Genomic DNA, 14,556 nt, shown 5'->3' on the forward strand with positions numbered 1-14,556 from the left:
GCTCCGGCTGCTGGCGGCTCCTAGGGCAGCGGCCAGGTCAGGGACACGCGGTGGGCGCCACCAGGAGCGGCGTCCATCCACCCGGTGATGCGCTCGCTGCGCGCCAGCAGCGGCCCCAGCTCCGAGCTGGCCGCGAAGAGGGCGGCAAGTACCTCATCCGCCAGGATGTCCGTCAGGGAGATTTGCGCCAGGCCTCGCGCCACTCGCTTGGGGTCCAACGCGAAGTCCACCGGGTGCTCCGTCTTCGTGCCTGTCTCCGTCAGCGCCGCCAACGTGGCCTGGGTCACCGACTCGTCGTTGCCCAGGACGAGCTGCTTGCCCTTGATGCGCACGAACACGTTGCCGCCCTTGAGCGGGAGCTTCCAGCCGTCCTCCAGCACGAGCACGTCCGGGAGCTTGCCCAGCGGGGCCAGCGCGGCCTTCACCGCCGCCACGTCCTTCACCTCGGCGGCAACGGCCTGGCGCACCGCGAAGAAGCGCGTCGACATCGCGCGCAGGGAGCCGCGCACCTGGACGTGGTCCATGTTCACCAACATGTGGCCCGTGAGCTGCTTCGTCACGGCCTTCGCCATGGACACCATCTGCTCCTTCGGACACGTGGGGCACAGGACCTGGAGCGTGGAGCGCATCGTGTCCACCGTCTGGAACACCCCCATGGGAGAGATGGACGCACGCGAGGAGAGCAGTCCCTCTGAATTCATGGCTGCGTAAGGGCTGGTGCCTCGCGCCTGGAAGACCGGCAGCTGCAACTTCGTCGTCACGCCATCCACCTGCAGCGCGTTGGCCGTTCCGTCCAGGCCCACCACCGTGTTGCCCGACACGACGAATGCCACGCCCGGTACCTTGCCCAGCCGGGCATCTCGCGCGGGCGCCTTGCCCACCAGCCGGACGGACTCCTTGAGCAGGTCCGCGCCGCCGCGCTCGATGGCGCCGAAGGCGCAGACCTCCTTGCCCTTCATCGCGTAGCCCATGCTGCCGCCCATGTCGCGGTCGACATGCACCGTCGTCACCCCTCCACGCGTGGTGGGCTTCGCTTCGGCGCCGCCCGCGGCGGTGATGGCTTCGGCGGCCTTCGCCTGGAACACCTTGGCGTCGGCCACCCGCATGCAGGACACGCGTCCGTCATTGCGCATGGACACGGTGGCCGGACCGGCCGGATCCAGGCCCAGCTCGGACAGAGACTGGGGCCGCGTGGGGTCGACGGCGAGGAAGGGGTGCAGCTCCGTTCGCCACGCCGAGGGACGCAGCAGCGCGGCGTGTTGGCCCGCGCGCTCCAGGAACGCAGCCAGACCCGTCAACGCATCCACCTTCGGCACATGGACGAGCGTCTGCGCCGAAGCGGCGGCACGGGGAGCGGGGGCCGTTGCCAGGGTGGCGACCAGGACGAGCGAGGAGAGCATGTCTCCGTGAGAACAGCCGGGCTCCCACGCTGTCAAGGAGGGACTCGCAGGGGCTCAGGCCCTCACCGTGACCCAGGTGCCGCGCCGCACGCCGCCCCAGCGTGCGACCTCCGGCGAGTCACGCCACGATACCGGGCCGCTGTCCGTGCCTGCTGTGCCGCCTCCGGCCTACAGACGGCCGGCGTTGGCCCACTCAATCATCCGCTCCGCCAGGTCCTCGGCGTCGCGGCGCAGATGCACCAGCTGGAGCACGTGGTCATCCGTGCACGCCAGCGCCATGCGCAGCACGAGCGAGTCGGCGAAGCGCAGCACCTGAGCGATGCTGATGCAGTCGCGGTCCTCGCTGGTTCCCGCGAAGCGCGCAGCGTCCGCGTCCATCGTCAGACCTTCCGCCAGCAGCGCCTGCACCAGCGCGGCACGCGCCACCGGGTGCTCGTATTCCGCCGCGTCGCGTAACTGGCGGCGCCACGGCTGCGACTCCCAACGCACCAGCGACGCGTCCTTGGCGCGCTTCACCGGCTGCGTGCGCTTCTTCCAGAATCCCCCACCAAGCACCGGCCTCGAGACGTTCATCTCCATCACTGCCCCCTCTCCACTACGGGGTCCATCCACAGGCATGAGCGACATGGATGCTGCTCCGTCGGTACCGCGCGTGCTGCTTCCGAGCCCACCCGGCGCGGCGGCGGCGGGCCTCGTTGCTGCTGCCCTTTATTACGGCGAGTCGGCATTTCCTTGACTCACCCCAGGGCGCCAAAGGGTTTCATCCGGGCGCCATCGCAGCGTTGACAGGGGGCGGGGGGCTCGGGACAGTCCTCGCGCCATGCCGACCTACCCCTCCACACCCCGTGAGGCGTTTCACCTGCTGCGCGCACTGTCCGAGGACCTGTCCCATGCGGACAGGCGTCCGCGCGCGCTGGCCGAGCTCCGCGAGCTGGCGGAGCTGTCTCGCCACCAACCCGAATCGGCGCCACTGCGGCTGGTGACGGTGACGGTGGCGGTGGGCGCTTCGCAGGAGCGGTTGGAGTTGTTCCTGCTGCCGTCCATCTTCGCTCCGGAGGCGTGGGCCTACACCTTCCTGGAGGGCCTGCTGAGCGTCCCGCTGGATGAGTACGCGGGAAAGCGGCTGGTGGAAGTCGGCGCGGGCTCGGGATGGATTTGCATCGCGCTGGCGAAGTTCACCCGGCTGGCGCACGTGCATGGCGCGGACCTCAATCCGCATTCGCCCGTGGTGGCGCGCTGCAACGCGTGGCTCAACGGAGACGAGCAGCTGGCGTCGCGCCTGTCCTTCGGGGAGAGCGACCTGTTGCGCGGGATACCTTCGGATGCCCCATGGGACTTCGTGGTGGGCTGCATTCCGCAGGTCCTCCGGGGCGAGGAGGATTTGCCATCCGAGCTGTCCCAGGCCGACGAGCAGGCGCTCTACGACTTGTCCAACTACTGCACGCTGCAGAACGTCTACGAGGACCACTTCGGGCTCGGGCTCATCGCGCGATTGCTGGACGAAGCGCCGGAGCGACTGTCGCCTACCGGACGGCTGCTGCTCAACCTCGCGGGCAGGCCAGGGCGCGTCATCATCGAGCGGATGTTCACCCGCCGCGGCTTCGACACGCACGTGCGGGTGGCCCGCCGGGTGATGCAGGCGGCGGACACGGACATCCGCCCTTTGGTGGCGCTGGAGCAGCGAACCGGCCGCGAGTTCGAGTTCTTCATGGAAGCGCGCAGCCCGGAGCCGCTGCGGGCGGCCACCGCGCTGGGCTGGCTCCAGGCTGGGAATCCGGTGTGGCACGAGGTGGCGGTGTGGGAGGCGCGGCTGGCGCTGCCTCGCGAGACGCTGGCGCTGCGGGCCGCGCTGCGCGAGCTGGGCGCTTCTGCGTTGCAGGAGGAGCTGGACCTGGGCGCCGCGTCGGCGGAGCAACTGGGCTTCGTCGCCGACCTGGCGGCGCGACTGGCGCGGGGCCCGCTGATGCCCTACGCGCACGAGGCGGGCGACGCGTCCTTCCGCCGGCAGGTGGTGCGCTACCTGGACCGGTACTTCGGGCTGCGGCTGACGGAAGAGGAGGTCTTCGTCGCGCCCGAGCGCGAGCAGGCGGTGTACTCGCTGCTGATGGCCACCTGCGACGCGGGTGACGAGGTGCTGGTGTCGCGCAACCTCCATCCGCTCTACGCCCGTGCGCTGGAGAAGGCGGGGGTGCGCGCCACGGTGACACACACGTCGCTGGCGGAGATTCGCCGGTTGTTGTCCGCGTTCGACGTGAAGATGGTGCTGCTCACGGTGGAGAAGGGGGAGCGCACCAACCTGTCTGTGCTGCGCGACATTGTCGCGGAGGCAGCGCGCCGGGGCATCTGGGTGGTGTTGGACGAAAGCGCCTTCTTCAACATCACCGGCGGAGTGGAGCCGCACACGCTCTTCGAGTTCCTGGCCCGTGAGGCCCACGCCCCCAACCTGGTGGTGCTCTATGGGCTCATCAAGAACGCGGTGTGGCCGGACCTGGAGCTGACGCTGCTCATGCCGGTGCCGCAGCCGCTGCGGGGTGACTTGGAAGCCGCGGCGGAGGTCACGTACTCGCGCATCAGCACCCTGGCGCAAGCGTTCTACGAGCGCACCTTCGCTGACCTGCTGTCGTTCCGCATCTCCTTCGCGGAGCCGGAAGCGCCCGCGCCGCGCAGGCCTCCGGTGGTGACGCTGCCCCGCTCGCGACGGATGGCGCGGCTGATGACCTTCCCCGCATTCGCGCCCAAGGTGTTCCGCGAGGACGACGCGGAGCTGGTGCGTCTGGATTACGGAGAGAACGAAGGGCCGCTGCCGCCTCCCTTGGTGGAGGGCCTCATCGCCGCGGGTGTCGCGCCGCGCGAGCCCGCACCGCAGACTGGACTGGCAGAAGCGGTGTCGGCCTTCCTCCTGGAGTCGCGCGCGGTGCGCTACGCGCCGGACGAGCTGGCGGTGGCGCCGGGCGTGTGGCCGCTCATCCACCACCTGGGCGTGGCGCTGCGCCAGCGGCTGGGACGCACGCCGCGCGTCTATGTGTCGACGCCGTGCTATGGCGTGTTGCCGCCCACCTTCGTCTCCGCGGGGTGTGACGTGGAGCAGGGGCCACTGTCGGGGCTGTTGGCCCGGCGAGGGCAGGGCGGTGGCGGCGTGCCGGATGCCATCGTCGTGTCGCAGCCGTCGAACCCCTCCGGTGTCTACCTGGCCCGCGAGGAGCTGGTGGCCCTGGCCACCTATGTGGTGGAGCAGCGCTGTCTGCTGGTCTCGGACGAAATCTTCGGACTGGTGAACCTCACCAGCCCCACTGCGGAGACGGTTCCCAGCCCCGTGACGCTGGAAGGCGCGGTGCCCGGCATCGGCGCCCGCACGGTGCTGCTGGGAGGACTGTCCAAGGAGTTCGCGGCCGGTGGGCTCCGCGTGGGATGGCTCGCGACGAAGGACCGGGCGCTGGCCGCGGCGGTGCGTGACATTGGCCCTGGGGTGCTCCACCTGATGACGGCGCGCGCTGCGGCGTACCTGTATGCGGCATATGCCCGCAGTCCGGATGGCCAGCTGCTGTACCCCGCACGGCACCGCACCCTGCGGTCCTTCCTGGTGAAGATGCGGCGGGAGCTGGCGGAGAAGCGCGAGTTGCTGGCCGGAGCGCTGCCAGGGGATGGGCGCTCGGACGCGGGGGACGCGGGCGGACTCTTCTTGTCGCCTCGGATGACGGCATGGCTGGGGCAGGAGGTCGACGGGGTGCGGCTGACGCCGGAGAACCTTCCTCGCGTGGTGTACGAGCACACGCACGTCGTCCTGAATGGCGGCCCGTGGTGTGGGGATCCGGAGCGGGCGCGGGCCGTGTTCTCGATTCCACGGGACGCGCTGCTCCGGGCGCGTGAGCAGCTCTTGCGCTTCGGCGCGAAGCTGCGCGGCGGGCCGTCCGAGTCCTGAGGCGCGGGCCCCGCACGGGCACTGTCCGGGGCCCATCGCTTGCCTCCGACTGAAAGGCGGGTCGCGAGCAGATGGGGGCGGCCGTCACAATTCCGCCTCCGGGCAGCGGCGCCGGGACTTGGGGGGCGTGGGATGGCCGAGCCGGCGCAGCGCAATGCCATCGAGATGATGAACGTCCACAAGTCCTTCGGCGCCCAGCACGTGCTGCGGGGCGTGGACCTGGTGGTGCCCACGGGGACCACGTGCGTGCTGCTGGGCGTGTCGGGCTCCGGGAAGACGGTGCTGATGAAGCACCTGGACGGCCTGCTGCGTCCGGACCGCGGCACGGTGCGCGTGGACGGCGAGGAGCTGGCCTGGCTGGACGCCGCGGGGCTCGAGCGCGTGCGCCGCAAGATGGGCATCCTCTTCCAGGGTGGCGCCCTCTTCGACTCGCTCACCGTCGAGGACAACGTCGCCTTCCCGCTGCGCGAGCGGCTCCATCTGGTGGAGAGCGAGGTGCGTGAGCGCGTGCAGCGCGTGCTGGCGCTGGTGGGCCTGGAGGACGCGGCGAAGCAGCGCCCGGGCGAGCTGTCCGGCGGCATGCTCAAACGCGCCGCCTTTGCTCGCGCCGTGGTGCTGGAACCGAAAATCCTTCTCTACGACGACCCCACCGCGGGGTTGGATCCGCTGAGGACCCAGTCCGTGGTGGACGTCATCCTCACCGGCAAGCACCGGCTCCATGCCTCGGCGCTCGTCATCACCCCGGACGTGGCCACCGCCTTCCGGGTGGGTGACAGCCTGGCGCTGCTCCATGAGGGACGCATCATCGAACACGCCCCGCCCGAAGCCTTTCGCCAGTCCCAACACCCCGCGGTCCAGGCCTTCCTCCATGACTGGCTGTTGCGCCGTGCGCGCGCTTCCGGGCACACGTCACCGCTGCTGCATTGAGCGCGAGGCTGTTCACCGGGGGACACTGATCCCGTCCCCTCGCTGGATGGCGCTGAACCTGTAAGTCAAGCATGTTCAGAAATCCCGGTGCGTTGTCGTGCCGGGAGGCCCGTCCGAAGGACCCACGCATCCGGGGGGATGCCACATGCCCAATCTGCTCGACATGCCTCGCCAGGCATTGATGGACCTGCGTTCACGGCTCAGCCATTCGACGCTCGTGTCCCAGCTACCGCGCAACGTCGTGCCGGACAGTCTGTCCCTGTCCAGTCCGGCGCCTCAGGACTTCGCGCTCGCGGATCCGGAGCGGGTGGAGGGATGGCGGAGAGCCTGCGAACGGTATGTGCGGCCCGGGCAGGTCGTCATGGATGCATGCACCGGAACGGGCCTGCGGACCTTCCTGGCGGCCAGCCGTCAGCCGAAGAAGCTGTACGCGGTGGATGGCTCGCGGCTGCTGGACACGGCGCAGTGGGTGGCGCGCCGCAACGGGCTGGAGAACATCGACTTCGTGCGCGCGCAGCCCTGGCAGTACCAGATGCCGGAGAAGGTGGACGTCCTGCTGCATGAGTTGCTGGGCGACGCCCTCTTCGACGCGGGGCTGGTCCCTCGCATCCTGGACCTGCGCAACCGGGCGTTGAAGCCCGGAGGCCGCATTCTGCCCAACCGCTTCGAGGTCTTCGTGGAGCCGGTGCAGCTGCGGGACGAGGCATGCATCCCCTTCATCTGGAGCCAGCGCTTCCCCAGCGTGGACTACAGCTGCCTGCAGACGCTGCGCGAGGCGATGAACCCGTCCTACTTCACGCGCGTCATCCGCTCCTACGAGGTGGACCACCTGTTGTGCGACCCGGAGCCCGCCTTCGCCTTCGACCTGGAGACGATGGTCGCCGACGGCCTGCCGCACCGCGTGCGCTTCTCCCGGCCCGTGGTGGACGAGGGGCGCGTGGACGGCTTCTGCCTCTTCTACAAGGTGGCCTTCGACGCGGAGCTGTCCTTCAACGTGTCGCCGCTGCGAGGGCAGAACTACGCGGGGATGATGCTCTTGCGCGTGGACTCGCGGGAGTTCGAGCGCTTCGAAACGCTGTCCTTCGAACTGGACATGGTGGAGCACGCCGACGTGCGCACCTGGCGTTGGCAGTTCACCTGAGAGCAGAGTCCCCACCCGCAGTGCTGGCGGGTGGACAGCTCCCGCGGCGGGGAGGGTCCGCGCGAGCAGAGGGCGTGGCTAGCTTGCGTGGAGGCATGTCCTCTTCTCGACTCCTCTCCGTCCTGTTCCTGGCGCTGGGCGCCGCGCTTCCAGCCGCGGCCCAGACGTCCTCGCCGCAGCGTCCGCGCACGGTGGCCGGCGTGTGCGGCGCCACCAACTGGGCCTGCGTGGCCGAGTGCATCGACGCCGAGTGCGTCGACACCTGCATGCGTCAGGACTGTGAGCAGGCGCTGGAGCGGCTCAAGGCGTGTACCCAGAAGGCGGGCTGCGCGCCGAACGATACCGAATGTGGGCCGAAGGCCTGCCTGCCCATCTGCCAGCGCTCCTTCGAGCCCGCCCCGCCCAGCCCCGAGAAGGAAGTCCCGGCGCCGTGCGAGGGCGTGACGGCACCAGGGGCGGCGCCTCCCCATGCGTTGGTGGGGACCTGGACGCTGGTGGCCGCCAGCCTGCCGGAAGACGAAACCGTGCGGGAGGAGCGCATCGAGGCCAAGCCTCGTTCGGACTACGCGCGCTCGTTGCAGGTGACGCCGTCGGGCTGTTTCGTGCTGCGCACCTCGCTGGAGGCCGCGACGCTGGGGCAGGGCAACTCGCTGGTGGTCCGCGCCTGGGGCACGCTGGACGTGTCGGGCAAGGACCGGGTGCGGCTGCGCACGCGGGACGGCCAGGCGGTGGGCCCGGTATGCGGCGACAAGCGCGTGATTCCCCTGACGGGACCGAAGCTCAAGTTTCGGGGGAACGCCTATGTGTGGGACCTGGAGAAAGGCGTCCTCACGTTGATGGTGGACGACGAGACGAAGCAGACCTTCCAGTTCGAACGTGCGACCCCGGAGAGCGGAAAGAAGTAGAACGGCCTTCACCGGGAGGTCGTGAGACATGGCGGCGCAGGAGCGGATGTCGAGTGTGGACGCGCTGTGGTTCCACATGGAGGAACCCGCCAACCTGATGATGATTACCGCAGTGCTCTGGTTCGAGGGCCGGCTGGACTTCGAGCGGCTGCAGGCGGTGGTGCGGGAACGGCTGGTGGAGCGCTACCCTCGCTTTCGCCAGCGCGCGGTGGCGGGACTCGTGGGCCTGCCGCAGTGGGAGGAGGTCCCCGAGCTCGACCTGGACTGGCACCTGTCGCGGCTCGACGTGCCCCCGCCCGGGGACCGCGCCGCGCTGGAGTCGCTGGTGGGGGAGTGGATGAGCACGCCCCTGGAGCGCTCCCGGCCGTTGTGGCAGTTCCATGTCATGTCGGCCGCGGACGGGCACGACGTGCTGCTGGCGCGGCTGCATCACTGTCTCGCGGACGGCATGGCCCTGGCGCGGGTGCTGCTGACGCTCACGGATGGGGCGGAGGCGGAGCTGGCCGCCGAGACGCCCGAGCCCGCGTCGAGGCCTTCAACCGGTGGGCTCGCGAGCTGGGTGCGTGGGGCTCGGGCGGTGGCGGGGACCGCGCGCGCGGTGTGGCGCAAGGGCGCGGAGCTGGCCGCGGAGCCAATTCTCGTGGGCGACCTGCTGGTGCAGGGCGCTCGGGGCGCCGCGGCCATGGGCAAGTTGTTGGTGATTCCGCCGGACCCGCGCACGTCACTGCGGGGGCCGCTGGGGACGCAGAAGCGCGCCGCCTGGTCGGACCCGGTGCCGCTGGAGCGAGTGAAGGCCGTGGGCCGCGCGCTGGGCGGCACGGTGAATGACGTGCTGCTGGCGGCGGTGGCGGGCGCGCTGCGGCGCTACCTGGAGTCGCTGGGGGAGCCACCCGAGGACCTGCACGCGCTGGTGCCCGTGAATCTGCGGCCTCTCGATGTGCCCGTGCCTCGCGAGCTGGGCAATCACTTCGGCGTCGTCTTCCTTCGGCTGCCCGTGCAGCTGGGCACGCCTCAGCGCCGGTTGCAGGAGCTGGTGCGGCGGATGGAGCGGCTGAAGCGCTCGCCGGAGGCGGTGCTGACCTTCGGCGCGCTGGAGTTGCTGGGGTACACGCCAGCGGCGCTGGAGCGGTGGGTGGTGGATACCTTCGGCTCCAAGGCTTCGTTGATTGCCACCAACGTGCCCGGTCCGCGCGCGGCGGTGTCCCTGGCGGGCAGCCGACTGGAGGGCCTGACGTTCTGGGTTCCCCAGACGGGCCATCTGGGGCTGGGCGTGAGCCTCTTCAGCTACGCGGGGCAGGTGACGGTGGGCGTGGCGGCGGACGCGGGCCGGGTGACCGACCCGCATGCGCTCATCCAGGCCTTCCACGAGGAGCTGGATGCGCTCGCGACCGAGCGTGATTGAGGGCTGACTACAGCAGCTCGTACTCCTCCAGCTTGTTGTAGAGCGTGCGCCGGCTGATGCCGAGCAGCCGCGCCGCCAGCGTCCGGTTGTCGCCCGCGCGCTTGAGCGCATCCACCATCGCCTGGCGCTCCATCTCCTTGCGCTGGGACTCCAGGGTCCGGGCGGAGTCCGTGACCGGCACCGTTGGCGTTTCCAGGGCGCTGACGGAAGGCGTCGCGGCAAAGGGGGCGGGGGCCAGGCCTGGCTGGCGCGCCAGCTCTTGAAGGACTTCCCGCCCGCCAATCACCTGCGTGTCGGAGAGCACCACCAAGCGCTCCAGGAAGTTCTGGAGCTGCCGCACGTTGCCGGGCCACGGCTGGGCCCGCAGCGCCGCGAGCCCGTCGGGCATGAGGGTGAAGGGCGGGCGCCCGTTCGTCTTCGCGTGGACCTCCAGGAAGTGCAGGGCCAACGGCTCGATGTCGTCCGGGCGTTCGCGCAGGGCCGGTATCCACACGGGCACCACGTTGAGGCGGTAGAAGAGGTCCTCGCGGAAGCGGCCTTCCTTCACGCGCTCTTCCAAGGGCTGATGCGTGGCCGCCACGAAGCGGACGTCCACCTTCACCGTCTGCGTGCCGCCCAGCCGCTCCAGCTCGCGCTCCTGGATGACTCGCAGCAGCTTCACCTGGACAGCGGGGGAGATGTCGCCCACCTCGTCGAGGAACAGCGTGCCGCCATGGGCCAGCTCCACGCGCCCGGGCTTGCGCGTGGCGGCGCCCGTGAAGGCGCCCTTCTCGTAGCCGAACAGCTCGCTCTCCAGCAGGGTGTCCGGTAGCGCCGCGCAGTGCAGCTTCACGAAGGGGCCATCCCGCCGGGGACTGGCGTCGTGAACGGCCTTGGCCGCCAGCTCCTTGCCCGTACCGGACTCGCCGCGCAGCAGCACCGTGGCTGTACCGGCCGCCGCCTTCGCCAGCACGGCCTGCACGTCCGCCATGGCCCGGCTCTGGCCGATGAAGCCTCCCGTGGGCCGCACCTGCTGACGCGCCTCCTCTCCCTGCGCGCGCAGCAGCGCCTTGCGGACGGTGAAGAGAATCTCCTCCCGGTCGAAGGGCTTGAGCACGAAGTCCGCGGCGCCCGCCTTCATCGCCTCCACCGCCAGCGGCACCGTGCCGTGCGCGGTGAGGAGGATGACGGGCACGTCCGGCCAGCCGCGCGACACCTCCGCGAGCACCTGCAGGCCATCCATGCCCGGCATGCGCACGTCGCTCACCACCACGTCCACCGGCTTGCTCGCCAGCAGCGCCAGGGCTTCCTGCCCGTCGCGCGCCGCATGCGTCGTCAGGCCCGCCTGCGTCAGCAGGGCGCCCAGCACCTTGGCCACGGCGGGGTCGTCGTCGACCAGCAGCACCGTGCCTCTCAATGATTCGTTCAAGCAGCTTCTCCCACGGCTGCGCCGCCCAGGCTCGCGTCCGTGACGGGCAGGCGCATCCGGACCACCGTACCGCGCCCCTCCCGGCTTGTCAGGAGCACCTCGCCACCGTGCGCTTCCACCACGCGCCGGACGAAGGCCAGCCCCAGGCCGCTGCCCGAGGCCTTGGTGGTGAAGAAGTCGTCGAAGGCACGCTCGCGCGTTCGAGCGTCCATGCCCTCGCCGGTGTCCTCCACCTCCAGGGCCACGTCGGCGCCGTCACGCAGCGCGCGCACGGTGAGGGTGCCGCCTCCGGGCATCGCCTCGCAGGCGTTGCGCACCAGGTTCTCCAGGGCGTTGGCCAGCAGGTCCAGGTCTCCCGCGCAGGGGGGCAGGCCGGCGGCCAGCTCCCGGATGATGACGACCTTGCCCGGGCTGGCGAAGGCCTGGAGCGACAGCACGCCCTCCACCAGCCGGCGCAGGTCCACCGGCTTGGGCAGGGGCTCCACGCGCGCCAGCCGCTGATACGTGTCCACCACCCGGTCCAGGCGCTCCACCTGCTCCAACAGCAGGTCCAGGAACTCGCCGTGCCCGTCCCACGGACGCCCGCGCGCGTGCTCCTCCTTGAGGTACTGCGCGGCGCCCTTCATCGCGGCGATGGGGTTCTTGAGGTCGTGCGCCATCTGCGCGGAGAAGCGGCCCAGCGTGGCGAGCTGCTCCAGGCGCTCGCTCCGGCTGACGTAGGCGGTGACGCCCCGGCGGGTCGCGGCCACCAGGGCGAACGTCACCGCCGTGGTGCAGATGATGAGCGTGCCCGCCTGCGCGACGAAGAGCCGCACCACGGCGAGATAGGCCAGCACCCCCAGCCCCGCGATGCCCGCCGCGTGCAGCGCGAGCCGGGGCGCGCCCGGGTCGTCTCCGAAGAGGCCGAAGCGCAGCGCCGCGGTGGCCATGACCGGCAGGCCCAGGAGCGTGCCCACGTGGCCGAGCCGCACCACCTCCAGGCCCAGCTCCGCCGCCAGCTCCGTCATCAGCAGGGCCACCACCAGCGTGAGCCCCAACAGCACCAGGCCCGCGCGGGCGCGCTCGTCCGGGTGTCGCGAGCGCAGCACGTGCAAGCCCAGGAGCGCGAAGCCTCCACTGAGGATGGGAATGGCCAGCGCGGAGACCAGCAGCCCGAAGCGCAGCGTGAGCAGGTGCGCCTCCAGCATGGGCGCGCCCAACGCCACCAGCATGGCGAGCGCCAACACGCCGAAGAGGGCATAGGCGCTGTACATGGCCCAGGCGAGGCTTCGTCGCCGTCCCACGAAGGACAGGATGAAGTGCAGCGCGCACGGCACCGTCATCAGGCCCGCGGTGAAGCCCACCAGCCGCCAGCCGTCCTCGTCCGCGCGCACCAGCGCGAAGCCGGAGAAGTTCCACGTCGACAGGGCGATGGACAGCAGCGACAGCGGCAGCGCCAACGGACTCTTGCCCACGCGCACCAGGGCCAGGCCCGCCAAGGCGAGCTGGCCCGCGCAGGCCAGGAGGCTGATCCACATCCCACCCGTCATGGGGCGCTCCGATGCAGGGGACTAGAGCATGCCCAGCCGGCGCGCGTTGGCCGGCTCCACCGCCGCGGCCTCCCAGCGGCGCACCGCCTGCTCGCGTTCGGCTTCGGGGGCGTCCGCGTAGTAGCCCAGCGTGTCGTGCAGCGCGCGGCTCAGCTCCTCGATGGCCGCCAGTCGCACGTCCAGCTCGCGGTGGCGCAGCGCGGAGACGAGCCAGTCCGCGCGACGGCGGCTGCGATTCTCCGCCCACCACGCCGACCACTGACGTGCATCCAGTCCCAGCGTGGCGCGCGTCACTTCCCGCAGCGCCTCCGCCGCGGCCTGGGCGCACATCTCGTCGTCGCCGCCCGTGAGGCGGATGAGGCCCTCAATCGCGTCGCGGTCATGCAGCGTGCCCAGGGCGCGCGCAGCCAGCGAGCGGCGCAGCGGGTCGCGGCTGCTCAGCTCGTGGCGCAGGTCGCGCAGGGCGGCGTCCAACCGGGGGAGCTGCTTGAGCGCGGCGGCGGCCACGCGCGCGGCGCTGGAGATGTCCGGCTCCAGGTCGAACAGACCGCGCAGCACGCCGTCCACCAGCTCCACGTAGGGGAGGTTGCCGGCGGTGAGCAGCGCGAAGTAGCGCGTGTCCGCGTCCTGGGAGTCCAGCAGCGGCGACACGGCCTGCGCGGCGGGGCGGCCCAGCCGGGACAGCGCGCCGGGGATGGGCCCCAGCTCGTCCGCCTCGGGCAGCTCCACCACGGGCAGTCGGCTCCATGCCGTGGGGCCAGGGAAGTGCTGGGCCAGCACCCGGGCGCTGGCCTCGGGCGAGCGCGCCAGCTCCGCCATGGCGTTGGCGCGCTGCGCGGCGTCCGGACCGGTGAGGCGGCGCAGCAGCGGCGCGAAGTCCGGCGGCGGGCGCTCCTCTTGTGACTGCGCGCGCGGCGGCAGCGCGGCGGCGCGGCCCATGTTGCCGGTGGCGCCTCGGCCGAAGAAGGGGCTCCAGCCCAGGCCGGCGACCACCGCGGGGGCCGGCGCGGGCGCGGCGGCCACGGGCAGGTCCACGTCGATGGTGAGCTCCACCTCGTCCGGCGCGCGCAGCTCCGACACGCGCTGTTTGCGGAAGAGGATGAGCTCCTGGAAGGCCGCCGGCAGGTCCTGGCAGAACAGGATGTAGTCGGACAGGCGGCGCTGGCTGATGGGCCGCTGGCCACAGTCACCGTAGAGGATGGCCACCAGCCGGCCCTTCACCTCGACCGGGTACAGGAAGACGGTGCGCGGCGTCTGGCGTCCGAACAGCTCCAGGTAGTGACGCGTGAGCGCGTCCGGAGGCAGCGGGCCCGCGTAGCTGCCGCGGGTGACGGCCACCGTGCGGAAGACGCTGCTGGCATCCAGCGGGATGGACACCTGCGTGAGCTGCTCTCCCGCCATGCCGTCGCCGCGAGCCTCCAGGCCCGTGGCGCCGCCCCGCAGCACGGCGAAGGAGGCGACGTAGTCGAAGGTCCTGCGGCCGAAGCGCAGCGCCACGTCGATGAGGCGGTCGCGGTCCTTGGTGGCTTCCTTCAGCGCAGCGCGCGCCTGGGCCAGCGTCCAATCCGGCACGTCCTGGCTCGCGGGCGGGGCAGAGGGACGGCTCTCCAGCGCGGCGGGCTTGGGACGGGGCTGCGGCGTGTTCTGCGCGGCGCCGGGGTTGGGGAAGACGAGGAACGCAGGCTCGCTGCGCGGAGCCGCCGCGGGCTTCGGCGGCGGCGCCACCGGCGTGGCGAAATGAAGCGTGGGCGGCGCGGCCGGCTGCGCGGGCGCGGGGGGCCATACCTGCGGCGTGCCGCTGGTGCCAGCCTGGGCCGGAGGCCACACCTGGGGCTGTCCCGAAGCAGGGGCTGCCGGGCCGGACTGCGCCGGGGCGCGTGCTCCCGTCGGGGCCGGAGGGGTGGAGGGCGCAGCCGGCTTGGGGG

10 protein-coding genes are annotated in these 14,556 nt (G+C 71.3%); 5 read left to right on the plus strand and 5 right to left on the minus strand.

The genetic code is table 11. The features are described from left to right. Nucleotides 1-20: 20 nt before the first annotated feature. Together FL344_RS31785 and FL344_RS31790 are read right to left on the minus strand one after the other, a co-directional pair. Nucleotides 21-1,400 carry a hypothetical protein gene (locus FL344_RS31785; protein WP_228565518.1) on the minus strand — a complete coding sequence of 460 codons (1,380 nt, stop codon included), beginning with the start codon at nt 1,398-1,400 and terminating at the stop codon, nt 21-23. Nucleotides 1,401-1,568: 168 nt separating this feature from the next. Then, the gene (locus FL344_RS31790) at nt 1,569-1,979 is read right to left on the minus strand and encodes a hypothetical protein (protein ID WP_228558504.1); all 411 of its coding nucleotides are present in this window, start codon (nt 1,977-1,979) and stop codon (nt 1,569-1,571) included. Nucleotides 1,980-2,220: 241 nt separating this feature from the next. Between FL344_RS31790 and FL344_RS31795 the strand changes: the two genes are divergently transcribed. From FL344_RS31795 to FL344_RS31815, 5 genes are all read left to right on the plus strand, one after another. After that, the gene (locus FL344_RS31795) at nt 2,221-5,319 is read left to right on the plus strand and encodes an aminotransferase class I/II-fold pyridoxal phosphate-dependent enzyme (RefSeq protein ID WP_141621174.1); all 3,099 of its coding nucleotides are present in this window, start codon (nt 2,221-2,223) and stop codon (nt 5,317-5,319) included. Between the two features lie 132 nt (nt 5,320-5,451). Continuing rightward, nucleotides 5,452-6,246 carry an ABC transporter ATP-binding protein gene (locus FL344_RS31800; protein ID WP_141593779.1) on the plus strand — a complete coding sequence of 265 codons (795 nt, stop codon included), beginning with the start codon at nt 5,452-5,454 and terminating at the stop codon, nt 6,244-6,246. A 145-nt stretch (nt 6,247-6,391) separates the two neighbouring features. Beyond that, nucleotides 6,392-7,387 (plus strand): class I SAM-dependent methyltransferase, encoded by a 996-nt coding sequence (locus FL344_RS31805; RefSeq protein WP_141593780.1) that lies wholly within the window; start codon nt 6,392-6,394, stop codon nt 7,385-7,387. A gap of 20 nt (nt 7,388-7,407) precedes the next feature. Next, nucleotides 7,408-8,292: a hypothetical protein gene (locus tag FL344_RS31810; RefSeq protein ID WP_141621176.1), complete on the plus strand. Its 885-nt coding sequence runs from the start codon at nt 7,408-7,410 to the stop codon at nt 8,290-8,292. 28 nt (nt 8,293-8,320) lie between these two features. Then, nucleotides 8,321-9,694 (plus strand): wax ester/triacylglycerol synthase family O-acyltransferase, encoded by a 1,374-nt coding sequence (locus FL344_RS31815; protein ID WP_141621177.1) that lies wholly within the window; start codon nt 8,321-8,323, stop codon nt 9,692-9,694. A gap of 7 nt (nt 9,695-9,701) precedes the next feature. Here the strand turns inward: FL344_RS31815 and FL344_RS31820 are convergent, their stop codons facing one another. From FL344_RS31820 to FL344_RS31830, 3 genes are all read right to left on the minus strand, one after another. Further along, nucleotides 9,702-11,102: a sigma-54 dependent transcriptional regulator gene (locus tag FL344_RS31820; RefSeq protein ID WP_194863326.1), complete on the minus strand. Its 1,401-nt coding sequence runs from the start codon at nt 11,100-11,102 to the stop codon at nt 9,702-9,704. Then, nucleotides 11,099-12,631, minus strand: a complete 1,533-nt coding sequence (locus tag FL344_RS31825) for an ATP-binding protein (protein ID WP_141621178.1) — start codon at nt 12,629-12,631, stop codon at nt 11,099-11,101. The genes FL344_RS31820 and FL344_RS31825 overlap by 4 nt, the downstream gene beginning before the upstream one ends. A 21-nt stretch (nt 12,632-12,652) precedes the next feature. Then, nucleotides 12,653-14,556 (minus strand): FrgA protein (locus tag FL344_RS31830; protein WP_141621179.1); only part of this gene is annotated, 1,904 nt, incomplete at its 5' end.

The organism is Myxococcus sp. AB036A, from assembly GCF_006547355.1.
GTDB classification, from domain to species: domain Bacteria; phylum Myxococcota; class Myxococcia; order Myxococcales; family Myxococcaceae; genus Myxococcus; species Myxococcus virescens.

What these genes read in the sequence shown, in the direction of transcription:
- FL344_RS31785 (WP_228565518.1), bottom strand. Translation starts at nt 1,400, where the DNA reads ATGCTCTCCTCGCTCGTCCTGGTCGCCACCCTGGCAACGGCCCCCGCT.
- FL344_RS31790 (WP_228558504.1), bottom strand. Translation starts at nt 1,979, where the DNA reads ATGGAGATGAACGTCTCGAGGCCGGTGCTTGGTGGGGGATTCTGGAAG.
- FL344_RS31795 (WP_141621174.1), top strand. Translation starts at nt 2,221, where the DNA reads ATGCCGACCTACCCCTCCACACCCCGTGAGGCGTTTCACCTGCTGCGC.
- FL344_RS31800 (WP_141593779.1), top strand. Translation starts at nt 5,452, where the DNA reads ATGGCCGAGCCGGCGCAGCGCAATGCCATCGAGATGATGAACGTCCAC.
- FL344_RS31805 (WP_141593780.1), top strand. Translation starts at nt 6,392, where the DNA reads ATGCCCAATCTGCTCGACATGCCTCGCCAGGCATTGATGGACCTGCGT.
- FL344_RS31815 (WP_141621177.1), top strand. Translation starts at nt 8,321, where the DNA reads ATGGCGGCGCAGGAGCGGATGTCGAGTGTGGACGCGCTGTGGTTCCAC.
- FL344_RS31825 (WP_141621178.1), bottom strand. Translation starts at nt 12,631, where the DNA reads ATGACGGGTGGGATGTGGATCAGCCTCCTGGCCTGCGCGGGCCAGCTC.